Genomic DNA, 13,431 nt, shown 5'->3' on the forward strand with positions numbered 1-13,431 from the left:
CGCGGCTGTTGTCAAAATCGGACGCTTATTTAAAAGGCCAGTTAAATTCGCCAATCACCGATAACGGATAACGTGTACCGGTTTGCCAGCTACGAATACTTTCTGCGACCAGCGGGGAACGCAGGTTTTTCGCATTCAGGATTTCATCAGCGCTGACCCACAGGCAGCGGTCAATATCACTGTCGTGCGGCTCGGTGGCGCAGATGTCTTCGAGATCGACGGCAAACAGAAAACGCAGGAAAGGGGTTTTGTCCGGCGCTATCCACTGATGCATACGAATAAAGGCATCGGGCGTGGCGTGAATACCTGTCTCTTCCCACAGCTCGCGTTTTGCAGCCTGCATCAGCGTTTCATTGGCTTCCAGGTGGCCGGCAGGCTGATTCCACAGTGCCTTGCCGCTGATTGTCTCTTCTACGACCAAAAACTTACCCTGCGCATGGACGACGCAGGCGACGGTGACATGAGGTTTAAACATACTTTCCTCTTTGTTTATCAAAGTTATTCATCAAACCCATCGGCCATATCCGGCCAACTGATCTCGCCACTCTGCTTGTTGATACTAATATAGGCCACCGGTGGAGACGTCTCGCTATCCGCACTGCCACGGCACAGCGCCGACTGGTGATCTTCGCGAACGATAATCTGAATCTCTTTTTGCGCGTTCCAGCTTTCATAAAACACACAGTGATAATCGGTGCGCAGGGAAAGCGTGGCGATACGCGTGGCTTTATCGACAGAGAGCGGGTTAATGTCGTCGCGATAGCGATCGCCTTCGTCAATAGACGCAAGCTGTGATTTTTTAAGCCAGCCGCGAATGATGCGGTGATCGGGACCGTACCAGTTCACCTCAAGAAAATCATCCTCGGACTGCTCCTGAGCGGAAACACTATCACCCGGCACCAGGAAGACCGACGAGCTACGGCACTTTTCATTGGGCATCGTGTAAAACCATACGCGCGCCTGACCTTGAACGCGGTATCGGTTATTGGCCGAAGGGGCTTCGCGCACACGTGTACGCAAGGTGTCGTCTGCCCACGCCTGGCATTCATGGCTGACCGGCAACGAGGTGGGCTGGGTGGTCAACTCATCGGCCGTCACCCAGCCGGTGACAAATGCGCCGTTGGTATCCCGGTAGCGTACATAGCGAAAGGGATGAGTGGGGGAGACCCCGCCTGATTTCCCGTATAAGACCGAGCTTCGCAGGACTTCAACGGTATCGCCGTTGACTAAAAAAGCGGGAAGCTGGCATTCCGAGCCGGGGGCAGAATAAAAGTGCAACCGGTCAGGGCTGGTCACTTTTGCAACTTCGAAGAGATAATCTGCTTCGCCTGCGGCCCTCCCGCCGATGGTCTCGCAAGTTTCATTAGCAAAACATGATGACGAAACAGCGCAGAGCAGCAAAAAAGCCGCAACCCGTAACAACATACCTTCTCCTCATCCATGACAAATTTCAATTAATGATTAGTTTGCGGAATTATTCAGTATAAACAGCGTGTTTATTTCACTTCTCGCCACTGGCCATTGGGCAGCCCATCGAGGGTATATTCACCCAGCGCATAACGAATGAGGCGGAGAGTGGGAAAGCCAACGTGTGCGGTCATTCTACGGACCTGGCGATTACGGCCTTCGTAAAGCGTGATTTTAAGCCAACTGGTGGGAATGGATTTCCGCTCGCGAATGGGGGGATTGCGCGGCCACAGCCACTCTGGCTCACTAACTCGTTCAATGCCGGCGGGCAGGGTTGGGCCATCATTCAGGGTGACACCGTCGCGCAACACTGCCAGCGCCTCTTCACCCGGCTCTCCTTCAACCTGAACAAAATAGATTTTCCCGGTACGTTTCCCCGGCTGTGTCAGTTTCGCCTGCAATTCACCGTCGTTCGTTAACACCAGTAAACCTTCACTGTCGCGATCGAGACGCCCCGCCGCGTATACATTTTGAACAGGTATATACTCTTTAAGCGTACTGCGTCCTGCCTCATCGGTGAACTGCGGCAAAACATCATAGGGTTTATTAAACAAAATCACCCGCTTTGGCTGGTTTTCGCGTCGCGGCTTAGTAGCTTGTCGTGAGCTGAATCGCTCAAGGTGGTGATTTCTAAAAGAAGTTTTCTTCATGGTATTTTCAGTGGTTATCAATTGCCGCATTATAACTGAAACATGATTGCCTTTCATGGAACCCAACTATCAGGTAGTATTGACAGGCTAATTACAATTCATTAACAAAAATCAGTAACAACCAGAAGCGCTCGAAGGAGAGGTGAATGGAAAGCAAAGTAGTTGTTCCGGCGGAAGGTAAGAAGATCACCCTGCAAAACGGCAAGCTGAACGTTCCGAATAACCCGATTATCCCGTTCATTGAAGGTGACGGTATCGGTGTCGACGTTACCCCTGCGATGCTGAAAGTGGTCGATGCCGCTGTGGAGAAAGCCTATAAAGGCGAGCGTAAAATTTCCTGGATGGAAATTTACACCGGTGAGAAGTCTACCCAAATTTACGGCCAGGACGTCTGGCTGCCCGCTGAAACTCTCGATCTGATTCGTGAATACCGCGTTGCTATCAAAGGCCCGCTGACCACGCCAGTTGGTGGCGGTATCCGCTCTCTGAACGTTGCCCTTCGTCAGGAGCTGGACCTGTATGTCTGCCTGCGCCCGGTACGTTACTACCAGGGCACGCCAAGCCCGGTTAAACACCCGGAACTGACCGACATGGTCATCTTCCGCGAAAACTCCGAAGACATTTACGCCGGTATCGAATGGAAAGCGGACTCTGCTGACGCAGAGAAAGTGATTAAATTCCTGCGTGAAGAGATGGGCGTGAAGAAAATTCGCTTCCCGGAACATTGCGGCATCGGTATCAAACCGTGTTCCGAAGAAGGCACCAAACGTCTGGTACGTGCGGCTATTGAATACGCTATCACCAACGATCGCGATTCACTAACCCTCGTACACAAAGGCAACATCATGAAGTTCACCGAAGGCGCGTTCAAAGACTGGGGCTACCAGCTGATTCGCGAAGAGTTCGGTGGTGAGCTGATCGACGGCGGCCCGTGGCAGAAGATCAAAAACCCGAACACCGGCAAAGAGATCATCATTAAAGATGTGATCGCTGATGCGTTCCTGCAACAGATCCTGCTGCGTCCGGCTGAATATGACGTTATCGCCTGTATGAACCTGAACGGTGACTATATCTCCGACGCCCTGGCAGCCCAGGTAGGCGGTATCGGTATCGCACCGGGTGCTAACATCGGTGACGAATGTGCACTGTTCGAAGCTACTCACGGTACTGCGCCGAAGTATGCGGGCCAGGACAAAGTGAACCCGGGTTCTGTTATCCTTTCCGCTGAGATGATGCTGCGTCACATGCAGTGGTTCGAAGCCGCAGACCTGATCGTGAAAGGCATGGAAGGCGCTATCGCTGCCAAAACCGTGACCTACGATTTCGAACGTCTGATGGAAGGCGCTAAGCTTTTGAAATGTAGTGAGTTTGGCGACGCGATCATCGCGAACATGTAATCCTGTTTCTGGGTTAAAAAAGAACGGGAGCCGATTGGTTCCCGTTTTTTATGCGACTCAGGAAATCTTCCCCAAAATTTTCCCCAAAACCCCCTCTGAAAACGATGCTTAGCCGACCATAATCCAGTTTTTATCTCAGTCATCATGATATTTCAGTCTGTTTCGCCGATACCTACCGGTAAGGTTAGGGCAAACATCATGACGATTTTTCCCTGGTAGGTCAGGTGGATATGGCAAAATTATTGTTTAATGGTTCTATACACCAAATCACTCTAGTGGATGGCAATGGAAACCTAAAAAATATGTTCTTAGACACATCGACTCAATGCTTGATACCAAAGATCTGGGTAAAATCCAGAATCAGGTGTCGCGTTTTTGCCCTGGATAAAACGAAGAGTTTTGTAACGGGAGCAAAGTAGCAGCAGAAAAAGCAGCCCAAGAATAAGTTGTGGTAAGTTTATTTATGCTGGGCCATGGATTGGCACCGTTGTCAGGGAGAAAGTCATTTTTGAAGACTTCCGATAAATTCACCCGGTGTGATGTCATTTAAAGATGCAGGTGCTTTCACCAAATTATATTCCCTGCACCCGTTGATAAACTCCATGGCTCCATAGCGCGATATACGTGATATTCAGGTGAGATCCATAATACCAACGCTTGAATACGACAGTGCTAATAGCCTTCGCTGAAAAAGTTCCGCAAAAGAAATTAATGCCAGTACTGTGTCTTTTATGCCCATCCCGGCAACATTTTGATGTTTAGCGACCTATGAGATCATGCACAGAAAACAGTCCGGCATCATGAAGCGATCCTGACGCTAATGATTGAGATTGTCGCATTGGCAAGGCGCGTTGCTGACTGACGTAAAAACACTGAGCAGGCAGCAGGAAAGACATTATTTTATTTAAGGATATACGTATCTTAGCCTAAGCGGAGATGCTAATTTAGTAACGGAAATCACCGTACTATCCATGGAGGTTTACTGTGAGTGTATATGTTTTTTATTACAACGAATCGGGTGCACGAGTCTTTCCCAAAAGTAGCGTAAATGAGGAAGCAAAGGCGCTTCTCAAACGGAAGGGTTACAAAAAACATCATTTTGAGGTCAACGCTGAGAGCGCTAAGGATGCTATCGCGATGATGAAACAAAATGATGATGAATATCTTAAGGAATTAAAAGACTATTCTGACAGCCTACTTTTTGTTGGCCTGGCTGGGGTTGCTTCACATTTGTAAAAGGCGTCAGAGCAGCATCAGAAAGAAGCCTGTGTAAGGTGAGGTAGAATCACAGGCTTTTACCGTCGTAACGACGTCGGTAGGCGTTGTCGCGCTTCATGATGCCGCCGGTCTGGATAGAGGATCAGACGATAAATATCCTTTAAGGACGCACCGTTATCTTTCGGCGCACCCGGATATCTGATAAGCAGGGATCCAATGAGGCCATCATTGAATGAGCTAAAAATACGAGCAATATGATGGACCATTGCGCAGTTGCGCTTTGCGAGACTGCGCCTGCCTGGATAACTTATTTTTGATTAAAAATAAGCCTCAATGTTGATGCAATAGCGATGATGCTACCGATAATCATAACAGTCGCAATAAACCTCCTGTGGTGCGATACGAGATCCATCATCCCGTTGACCAGACAGAACGTCATAAATCCTATACTTATCCAGCGAATATGATTTTTATTCAACGCGTCCACCTTTGTTGGCAGGCTAATATCCCTACCATCTTATCTCAATGTTATGTATACATTTTCAACAAATCATCAACGCCAAAAAGTAATAAGGCAGGTCGTTGAGGTCTGCGATAAGACAGGAGCGCGAGCCGAAATACCACGCTGTTAGTGGGCACTAAAGCTTACCCGAAAACGATGCTTCACACCTTTTAACCTCAGGCGCATCTTGTGTATCACGAAAATGCGTTGCCTCACGTAAAAGCCTGCTACTTTCGGCTATTCTTTCTCTATCAAATAGTCCAAAGGAGCATTCAGATGAGTCAGCGCGGAGTCGTCCTTCATCATGAACACCGGATTGGTTATGTCATCATTCGCGATGAATTCGGCAATCACACAGTCGTAAAACTGCTAACAGGAAACGATATCGAAAGAGGTGATATCATCGTTGGTTTCCTGCATGGTGAAGGCGACCAAACCCTCCATAACGAAACCCAGGATGTCTCGCTGGATGTTCATATTCAGGGGCATGGATTATCCGAAGATGCAACAATCCAGATGATTCAAAAGGCCCACTGAGTTACGCGTTATTGCGTGATCCAGGTGCCGACTAGTCAGAAAAACATTTGGCTGACGGGATAGCGACGCATTTCGCCATGCAGGACTGTCGCGTCAGCCATTCTGGGTATTTACAATGAGTGATGTAAATAAGCCCCCCGTCGATGGGCCTGGTCACAGCGCAAGTGTTGTGATTACTGGCGTCCTGTCAATAAATCCGACCGCATTTTAACGAATCCATAAAGTGAACATCTGGCGTTGGCAAGTGCTTTCAGGAAATAATTTATCGACGAAGAGAAAAGTATTTGATAATACGAAGCCTGCTAATGATTGTTTAAAATATAATTAAATGGCCGGGGGATTATTTTCGACAAAAGAAAAAGGACAGTTTCGACATCAAAACTGTCCGAGAATGCGGTAGAGAATGTTAAATCGTATTTCCTTCACATGCGTACTTTATATCTTTCCTAAGCGAAATTTACCAACGCATTTTTTTCTCGTTGTGGATTGAGAAAATTGATGATCGGGTTATTAATGTCGGGCTTTATTGGTTAAGGCTTAACATTCGCCCTCAGCAGGAGAGGGCACTTAAGCATAAATTACGAACCATACTGATGCTGATCGTTGTTAATACGTCCTAACACGCGATAGGGCTTACAGTCCGCAAGCCAGGCTTTAATCTCTTCTGGCGGGATTGGTCTCGAAAAATAATAACCTTGTGCCTCATCACAGCCAAACTCGGTTAGCATTTGCGCCGTCTCATGATCTTCAACCCCTTCGGCCAGCACCACATAATGGAGTTCTTTAAGCATCATGATGACATTACGGGCGATGATACGACTGCCGGAATCAGTCGTTATCTGACTGACCAATGAGCGATCCAATTTAATCACATCAATAGGAATGCGACGCAAGTAACTGATATTACTGTAACCGGCGCCAAAGTCATCCAGCAGAATCTGGAAACCTAGCAGTTTCAGGCGATCGAGTTCTTCAAGCGCGGCTTCACTTTCCAGAACTTTTTCTGTCTCCAGACACTCAATGCGAATATCAGCCGGATACAAGCCCGCATTGAGAACATTATTTTCCAGCTCATCCGCAAAGCCGGGACGAGAAAAATCACTCACTGTCACGTTAATCGAAACAGGGAGGGTAATACCCTGGCTACGCCAGGATTTCAGTTGCGCGATGACCGTTTTGATGACCCACTGGGTAATTTCCGACATCAGACTGGTTTTTTCTGCCAGCGAAACAATGGTTGCCGGAGAAATATTGCCAAGCTGTGGATGTCGCCAGCGCAGCAGAGCTTCCACCCCTTCTGTTTTGCCAGAGCGCAACGATACCTTCGGTTGAAAAACCAGATACAGTTGGCTGGTTGATTTAATCGCCTCACTTAAGTCATAAAGAAGTTTAAAGTCTTTATTTCTTTTATGATCAAGGATGGGATTAAATTGCAGGACCGGAATATTCTGGCGGATTGATTCGTGCAGGGCGCTGATCGCCTGACGCACAATTTCATGGGCATCATCTTCCCGTGGCGAGAATTTGACGTAGCCGGTATGGATAGTCAGCGTAATATCAATGTTTTGCGCCATTTGCGCCCGCGTTCCTGGCAGCGTTTCTGCGCGTTTAACGAGCGTTAAGGCTTGTTCAATCTCAACCAGTACCGCAAAACGGGCAGGGGCGAAAGAGTATAAAAGAACATTCTCTTTTAACCGCAGACGTAGACGCAACAGCGGGATAAAACTGCGCAGCATATTATCCACGGCGTGCAATCCCAGATAGCGGATTAACTCGTAAGCACGAGGCATATCAATGCAGTCAAATATCACCAGGCCATAGGTTTTAGGGTCTTTTTCCAGCGTTTTTTGCTCCATTTCACGCAGCAAAAACTGGCGGTTGGGAAGCCCGGTAAGCGTGTCTACGCGACCAATAGAATAGCGCGCTTCGAGGTAGACTGCGGAAAGCTCTGCGATACGGTTAAAACTTTCTATTTGTTGCATTGTTGGGGTGAATACGCTGGAACTACTGACACAAAGTGTGCCAAGCACCATCCCCTCTTGCGTCATCATCGGCGCCGAAGCATAAAACAGAATATCGCCGTTTTGCACCAGTGGTTGATGGGAAAAACGGGAATCCAGTCGGGCATCAGGGCAGACAACGGTCTGCCCGCTATCGCGCGAGTACTGGCACATCGTTTTTTCTATCGGGACTTTAAAATGTTCGAGCGGCACATTTTTAACATATTTGATATATTGGTAGTCATCATCAAATACGGTAATAAAGCAGCCTTCGACATTCATCACCTCGCAAGCAAGGCAGGCATACTCTGTCAGGGCTGCATCGCGGACTTTATCCTCTTTACGCAATAATTCCAGCGCCGCCAGCCGTTTGCTTTCGCTTCTTTTAAGTCCCGTGAACATTGCGAGCTCCTGCTCAGATAAATGAGGCTGTTAGGTTATGCTCTGTCGACAACATCACTGGCCAGGATGACATCTACTATGACTGTTAAATTTAGCCCACCGTCTACCACCAGCCGAGTTGAGTACCAGCGACGGCAACAACAGCCACAATGAGCATAATGATTGTTGACTTTCTCACGAACTAGCTCCTGAGCTGGCAGCCTTTGCCAGCGATGCAGATAATAATTAAATAGAAGAAAATAAGATAATTCTCAAGCAAAAAAACGCACTAAAGTGAATTAATTGAGCCGTAAAAACGGCTGTTTGCTTTTTCCGTTTTTATCCTGATACATAGCGCGATCGGCGATGCGCAATGCACTGTCAGCATCAATAGTATCAGGATTAATTTCGACCACACCGATACTGGCTCCGGGATAAAATATATTCACGGAACCCAGTCGATATTCTCCAGTGAGACATTTGTGCAAATTTTGCTTAAGGGAGGATAATCTTTCGGTCTGTGTTTGATCGCGCGGCCCGCCTGGACAGGCAATTAAAAATTCATCACCGCCAAGCCGCCCGACCACATCATCTTTATCGCAACCATCCAGAAGACGACGCCCAATCTGAATAAGGAATTGATCGCCTGATTCATGGCCAAGCTCATCATTTATTCTTTTAAAGTTATCGAGATCAATAAACGCAATAATAATCTGAATATCAAGGTTCCTGGCAAGAGAAAATAGCATTGTCAGATTATCAAAGATCGCCCGACGATTAGGCAGGCCGGTCAGCGGATCGGTATAAGAGTGGGCGATGAGTGCCGCGTTAGCTTCGCGCAGTTGTTCCACCAGGTGGTCTTTTTCGATGGAACGCGCTATCAGCCCGGCGAAAAGACGTAAAACGTGCTCACCGCGAACGCTCAACTTACGCGTGTCCTTACTGGCGGCGCATAGCGTGCCATAAAGCGAACCATCCGCCAGATGCACAGGCATGCTTAAGTATGTGGTGATCCCAATTTTTTGCGCCGCTTCGCAATCTGCCCACTGCGTTGCCACGTCATCGCTAAAAAAACAGCCCTCATCCAGCGCGCGCTTACACAGGCTGTCACCCCACGGCAGAGAAAAACCCTCTGGAAGATCAAGTTGTTTGCTGTTTCGCGCATACTGGATATGCTGAAAACCACCATCATCGTCAATCTTGGTAAGGTAAGTCGATTCCATTTCAGTGACCATCTCCAGCATTTCAAGGAGCTGTCGCACCAGGCTTTCAAGGGATTGATCTTTATGGAGTGTTTCGGAAACTCGGGCCAAAATGAAATCGGACATTACGCTCATTAACTCCTGTGCACTGCGCGTTGTATGCACTTGATGCTGAAAATATAGACTCGCCATATTAAAGCATGGCTTAAATAAGTTTTATATATCGGCAGCGTCAAACGGACGGTTCAGGAGATTGCGTAAAAAAAGCCCCGTTGATGAGACGGGGCAAAAACTCATTGATTACGGAATGATGTTCTCTGGTCATGGGTGAGAACGAGGCAAATATATCTGCAAAAAGTGGCGTAAGGATGGAGAAATCATGGAGATGTCAGGCGTAACGCATTAAGCTAAATTTCTGGCTTATTATTTCAATATGGATAATTTGATGCGTAATATTTTCTTCTTTTTCATTTGTGCATTAACGGCATGCTCCACGCCACCGGGTACGACTCGTCAACCCGTAGCAGGAAAAGCCAATCAGGCTGCGGTGCATTGTCTGCAGGTGGGTGGGCAACGCGTGCCTGTGCAAAGCCCCCTGGGGGTGCGCACAGAATGTAAATTGCCAGGCGGTGAAGTGATAGATGAATGGGAACTGTGGCGACGCGATCACCCTCAATCTCGCTCGTGACACGCTACCTGCATCAGGGTAAACTTGGTTAAGAATAATCTTATTTTCCATGATGCATGTGTACGCGAGAGAATTATGTTTCAGTTACGACCGGGTAGCCTGGCGATGGTCATTGGCGCGCAAACGCCTGCCGGGCGCTGTAATATTGGTAAATCTGTAGAGTTATTTGGCCTTTGCCAGCCAGGCGAGATGTTTCTGAACCCGGTCAATGGTGTGATGACGCGCATGCCGCAAAGCGCGAATCGTGCTTTGTGGCTGGTGACGGGTGATGTGCGGTCTTTCGATGGGCAACAAGGTTTCGCCTTTGTTCGTGCCGAACACCTGATGCCTCTCGACCCGGACAGCCTGCCTGAACATCATCGCGAGCAGGTGATTTCCTGATTTATAGCGATTCCAGCCATTCTGCCAGCACCAGCGCATGATTTTGCCTGGTGTCTTTGGCGGCATAGAGCAGGGTGAGAACACCGCTTTGACGCTTCGCATTAAGCGTTTGTCCGGCCTCTCGCTTATCCGCAAGTTCCGCAAGGTATGCTTCCCGAAACGCGGCGAAATCCAGTACATCGGCGTGAAAGGCTTTACGTAAATCGCCCGATGGGGCCAAATCCTTACACCACTCGTCATAGTTCAGATCGGTTTTTTTAACGCCGCGCGGCCACAGGCGATCGACCAAAACCCGATAGCCATCCTGTCCGCAGGCTGGATCATAGACGCGTTTACATTGAATCATCTGTCTGTTCCCTCTCTTCGATAAAGGCGACGAGTTCCGCGATCTGCTGGTGGGAAAACACGCGAATGCCGTTTGCCTCCAGCAGCGCGGCAGCAACACCCATTCCTGGACGTTGAACGCCGCTAAAAGTGCCGTCGTAAATCTGCTGGCTACCACAGGTGGGGCTGCCGTCGGTCAGTAGTGCTGCACAACAGCCTTCTGACTGTGCGGTTTTTAGGGCCAGCCAGGCGGCGAGCTGATAGTGCGCGGTGACATCCTGGCCGCTATCTTCAACAATCTGTGCTGCGCCGCCCATTACATCCTGGCCGTTGCCAGCGCGTATTTCTGCGGGTGAACGTGGAACCGGGAGCCCTGCCGCCAGTTCCGGGCAATGGATCACCAGACGCTGTTCCTCCTGTAAGTAGGCCAGCGTTTGCTGCAATGCCCCTTTTTTAGTGCCGTTATAGCGAACGTTGAACCCCATCAGGCAGGCGCTGACCAGAATTTTACTGCGCATTTTTTCTCCAGCTTCGACGCATCTGTTGCCTTAAGCACCGTTTTTATCGGAATACGGCAAAATATGCCCTGCCATTTTTAATGTGTTGTGATGTAGACGAAAGATCGCTAATGTGAGGTTCCTTATGTTATTCGTTAATTGCTCTGACATAGGGACCCCTTCATGACCCATATTCCCGTTAAAGATACCCTGCGAATTGCCCTCGTTGGTGATTACAATCACGACGTTGTCGCGCACCAGGCCATTCCGCTGGCGATCGACGATGCCGCCGCCGTCCTTGAGATTACCGCAGATTACGACTGGCTGGCGACCTCCGAGATTAAAAGCCGTGATGACCTCGTTGGCTATGATGCAATCTGGGTCGTTCCGGCAAGTCCGTATAAAAATCCCGAAGGGGCCTTTATTGCCATTCAGTATGCGCGGGAAAACGCGATACCGTTTCTTGGCACCTGCGGCGGTTTCCAGCATGCCATTATTGAGTATGCCCGCAACGTAATGGGGGTGGGCGATGCCGCGCATCAGGAAACCGACAGCGCTGGCCGGATGGTGATTGTTCCGCTGAGCTGCTCGCTGGTCGAGCAGGAGGCGGAAGTTGAATTACGCCCGAATACGCTGATTGCCCGTGCTTATGGGCGGGAGAAAATCAGTGAAGGCTACCACTGTAACTACGGTATCTCGCCTGATTTTGCGGCCGAGCTGGAGAAAAGCGATATGCGGGTCACTGGCTGGGATGAAGATGGCGAAATTCGTGCGGTTGAGCTGAGTAACCATCCATTCTTTGTCGCCACCCTTTTCCAGCATGAGCGTAATGCCCTTGCCGGACGCCCGGTTCCGCTGGTGCAGGCGATGCTGAAAGCCGCGAAAGATTGAGTCAATGAAAACAGGCCGCACAGGCCTGTTTTATTATTTATGTCGCCATTTCGCGATCGCGCCCGGCCCATGCCCCAAACAGCGCCATCACTACGGACAAGATCGCGCAGGCGATAAGCGGGATTTGCCAGGAACCGCTGGCATCGTGGATTTTCCCCATCAGCGGGGGGCCGCAAGCCGCCAGCAGATAACCTACCGACTGTGCCATCCCTGACAGTGCAGCGGCCTGATGCGCGGAGCGGGCACGCAGGCCAATAAAGGTCAGCCCAAGGATCATAGTGCCACCCGACCCAAAGCCAAACACCAGCGTCCAGACAACGGCCTGATCCGGCCAGAGCCAAAAACCGGCGGCACTCATTGCGCACAGCAGGGCAAAGAGTACGGCCAGCGCACGCTGGTCACGCAAGCGGTGCAGAATGAGCGGAACCAGAATACCCGGCGCCGCCGTGGCGAGCTGGAGCAGGCCGTGCAGAGAACCCGCACCGGACTCGCTATAGCCATGGCTGATCAGAATTGCCGGTAACCAGCCAATCACCACGTAATAAATCAGCGAGTTAATCCCTAAAAAGAGCGTTACCTGCCAGGCAAGCGCTGAACGCCAGATCCCACGACTTTGCGCCAGCGGGCTGCCTGATAAGCTGGCGGGCTTTGCGAAACGCAACTGTGGTAGCCACAGCAGCATCGCAACGAGCGGGAAGACCATAAGCATCAGCAACGCGCCGTGCCAGCCTGCACCCATCAGCGCAATCGGGACAACCAGTGCAGAACCGAGTGCCGCCGCAGCCCCCATGGTCAGCGAATACGCGCCGGTCAGTTTAGCGATCTGGCCTGCATAATCCCGTTTAATGATCCCCGGTAGCAGCACATTCCCCATCGCGATGCCGCAACCGATAATGGCGGTGCCAATAAAAAGCAGCGCCGGTGCGGGTAGAGAACGTATGGCGATGCCTGCACATATCAGCAGCATGGCGGCAAAAAGGCTACGCTCCATACCCAGGCGCCGGGCAATGCCTGCCGCCAGGGGAGACACAAGCGCAAAGGCCAGCAGCGGCAGAGTGGTGAGCATCCCGGTCTGCGCGGTGGTTAAGCCATAATCATTCCGAATGGAGTCAAGCAGCGGTGCGGCCCCGGTAAAGGTGACACGCAGAGTGGTAGCAATCATCAGGATCCCCGCCATAAGCAGTGCCCCTTGTTTGCCCCGTGAGGAAATCGTCGTGGTCATTGTATTCTCAGGATAAATAGCAGAACCCTACCATACCTGTTTTTCGCGCTGATATAATCAAGCTAAAATGACAA

The 13,431-nt window shown here is 49.9% G+C and carries 15 protein-coding genes; 6 read left to right on the forward strand and 9 right to left on the reverse strand.

Going from position 1 to position 13,431, the window contains the following annotated elements; all coding sequences use genetic code 11:
* Positions 1–25: 25 nt before the first annotated feature.
* The 3 genes from ABU190_RS10615 to rluE all read right to left on the reverse strand — a co-directional run bounded on the left by ABU190_RS10615 (position 26) and on the right by rluE (position 2,147).
* Complete coding sequence (locus ABU190_RS10615; RefSeq protein ID WP_354691264.1) at positions 26–475, reverse strand: NUDIX hydrolase; 450 nt, start codon at positions 473–475, stop codon at positions 26–28.
* A gap of 23 nt (positions 476–498) precedes the next feature.
* A complete protein-coding gene (locus ABU190_RS10620) occupies positions 499–1,425 on the reverse strand; it encodes a hypothetical protein (protein ID WP_354691265.1) in 927 nt (308 codons plus the stop codon).
* Between the two features lie 71 nt (positions 1,426–1,496).
* Positions 1,497–2,147: a 23S rRNA pseudouridine(2457) synthase RluE gene (rluE, locus tag ABU190_RS10625; protein WP_354691266.1), complete on the reverse strand. Its 651-nt coding sequence runs from the start codon at positions 2,145–2,147 to the stop codon at positions 1,497–1,499.
* A 116-nt stretch (positions 2,148–2,263) separates the two neighbouring features.
* On the opposite strand from rluE, the gene icd reads away from it, so the two are divergent.
* From icd to ABU190_RS10640, 3 genes are all read left to right on the forward strand, one after another.
* The gene (icd, locus tag ABU190_RS10630) at positions 2,264–3,514 is read left to right on the forward strand and encodes an NADP-dependent isocitrate dehydrogenase (protein ID WP_041851685.1); all 1,251 of its coding nucleotides are present in this window, start codon (positions 2,264–2,266) and stop codon (positions 3,512–3,514) included.
* A 984-nt stretch (positions 3,515–4,498) separates the two neighbouring features.
* Positions 4,499–4,750: a hypothetical protein gene (locus ABU190_RS10635; protein WP_354691267.1), complete on the forward strand. Its 252-nt coding sequence runs from the start codon at positions 4,499–4,501 to the stop codon at positions 4,748–4,750.
* Positions 4,751–5,510: 760 nt separating this feature from the next.
* Positions 5,511–5,771, forward strand: coding sequence for a hypothetical protein (locus ABU190_RS10640; RefSeq protein WP_354691268.1), 261 nt, complete (start codon positions 5,511–5,513; stop codon positions 5,769–5,771).
* A gap of 578 nt (positions 5,772–6,349) precedes the next feature.
* Here ABU190_RS10640 and ABU190_RS10645 read toward each other — a convergent pair.
* The 3 genes from ABU190_RS10645 to ABU190_RS10655 form a co-directional block, all read right to left on the reverse strand.
* The gene (locus ABU190_RS10645; protein ID WP_354691269.1) at positions 6,350–8,173 is read right to left on the reverse strand and encodes a sensor domain-containing phosphodiesterase; all 1,824 of its coding nucleotides are present in this window, start codon (positions 8,171–8,173) and stop codon (positions 6,350–6,352) included.
* Positions 8,174–8,276: 103 nt separating this feature from the next.
* Positions 8,277–8,351 (reverse strand): protein YoaJ, encoded by a 75-nt coding sequence (gene yoaJ / locus ABU190_RS10650; protein WP_107222887.1) that lies wholly within the window; start codon positions 8,349–8,351, stop codon positions 8,277–8,279.
* A gap of 100 nt (positions 8,352–8,451) precedes the next feature.
* Positions 8,452–9,480, reverse strand: a complete 1,029-nt coding sequence (locus ABU190_RS10655; RefSeq protein WP_354691270.1) for a sensor domain-containing diguanylate cyclase — start codon at positions 9,478–9,480, stop codon at positions 8,452–8,454.
* Between the two features lie 319 nt (positions 9,481–9,799).
* Between ABU190_RS10655 and ABU190_RS10660 the strand changes: the two genes are divergently transcribed.
* The gene (locus ABU190_RS10660; RefSeq protein WP_354691271.1) at positions 9,800–10,042 is read left to right on the forward strand and encodes a DUF333 domain-containing protein; all 243 of its coding nucleotides are present in this window, start codon (positions 9,800–9,802) and stop codon (positions 10,040–10,042) included.
* 75 nt (positions 10,043–10,117) lie between these two features.
* A complete protein-coding gene (locus ABU190_RS10665; RefSeq protein ID WP_041851679.1) occupies positions 10,118–10,423 on the forward strand; it encodes a hypothetical protein in 306 nt (101 codons plus the stop codon).
* 1 nt (position 10,424) lies between these two features.
* Here ABU190_RS10665 and ABU190_RS10670 read toward each other — a convergent pair whose 3' ends face one another.
* Complete coding sequence (locus ABU190_RS10670) at positions 10,425–10,769, reverse strand: DUF488 domain-containing protein (protein ID WP_296427771.1); 345 nt, start codon at positions 10,767–10,769, stop codon at positions 10,425–10,427.
* Positions 10,756–11,265, reverse strand: coding sequence for a DUF523 domain-containing protein (locus ABU190_RS10675; RefSeq protein WP_193793713.1), 510 nt, complete (start codon positions 11,263–11,265; stop codon positions 10,756–10,758). Before ABU190_RS10675 ends, ABU190_RS10670 begins: the two co-directional genes overlap by 14 nt.
* Positions 11,266–11,427: 162 nt before the next feature.
* Here ABU190_RS10675 and ABU190_RS10680 point away from each other — a divergent pair, with 162 nt between their 5' ends.
* Positions 11,428–12,135, forward strand: a complete 708-nt coding sequence (locus ABU190_RS10680) for a CTP synthase (protein WP_354691272.1) — start codon at positions 11,428–11,430, stop codon at positions 12,133–12,135.
* Positions 12,136–12,172: 37 nt separating this feature from the next.
* Here ABU190_RS10680 and ABU190_RS10685 read toward each other — a convergent pair whose 3' ends face one another.
* A complete protein-coding gene (locus tag ABU190_RS10685; protein ID WP_354691273.1) occupies positions 12,173–13,357 on the reverse strand; it encodes a CynX/NimT family MFS transporter in 1,185 nt (394 codons plus the stop codon).
* Between the last annotated feature and the right edge of the window lie 74 nt (positions 13,358–13,431).

Origin of the sequence: Phytobacter sp. RSE-02 (assembly GCF_040578655.1) — a bacterium.
Lineage (GTDB): Bacteria > Pseudomonadota > Gammaproteobacteria > Enterobacterales > Enterobacteriaceae > Phytobacter > Phytobacter diazotrophicus.

Bases quoted from the DNA above. Each gene is read 5' to 3' on its own strand.
- ABU190_RS10615 (WP_354691264.1), bottom strand. From the start codon at position 475: ATGTTTAAACCTCATGTCACCGTCGCCTGCGTCGTCCATGCGCAGGGT.
- ABU190_RS10620 (WP_354691265.1), bottom strand. From the start codon at position 1,425: ATGTTGTTACGGGTTGCGGCTTTTTTGCTGCTCTGCGCTGTTTCGTCA.
- rluE (WP_354691266.1), bottom strand. From the start codon at position 2,147: ATGCGGCAATTGATAACCACTGAAAATACCATGAAGAAAACTTCTTTT.
- icd (WP_041851685.1), top strand. From the start codon at position 2,264: ATGGAAAGCAAAGTAGTTGTTCCGGCGGAAGGTAAGAAGATCACCCTG.
- ABU190_RS10640 (WP_354691268.1), top strand. From the start codon at position 5,511: ATGAGTCAGCGCGGAGTCGTCCTTCATCATGAACACCGGATTGGTTAT.
- ABU190_RS10645 (WP_354691269.1), bottom strand. From the start codon at position 8,173: ATGTTCACGGGACTTAAAAGAAGCGAAAGCAAACGGCTGGCGGCGCTG.
- ABU190_RS10655 (WP_354691270.1), bottom strand. From the start codon at position 9,480: ATGTCCGATTTCATTTTGGCCCGAGTTTCCGAAACACTCCATAAAGAT.
- ABU190_RS10660 (WP_354691271.1), top strand. From the start codon at position 9,800: ATGCGTAATATTTTCTTCTTTTTCATTTGTGCATTAACGGCATGCTCC.
- ABU190_RS10665 (WP_041851679.1), top strand. From the start codon at position 10,118: ATGTTTCAGTTACGACCGGGTAGCCTGGCGATGGTCATTGGCGCGCAA.
- ABU190_RS10670 (WP_296427771.1), bottom strand. From the start codon at position 10,769: ATGATTCAATGTAAACGCGTCTATGATCCAGCCTGCGGACAGGATGGC.
- ABU190_RS10675 (WP_193793713.1), bottom strand. From the start codon at position 11,265: ATGCGCAGTAAAATTCTGGTCAGCGCCTGCCTGATGGGGTTCAACGTT.
- ABU190_RS10680 (WP_354691272.1), top strand. From the start codon at position 11,428: ATGACCCATATTCCCGTTAAAGATACCCTGCGAATTGCCCTCGTTGGT.
- ABU190_RS10685 (WP_354691273.1), bottom strand. From the start codon at position 13,357: ATGACCACGACGATTTCCTCACGGGGCAAACAAGGGGCACTGCTTATG.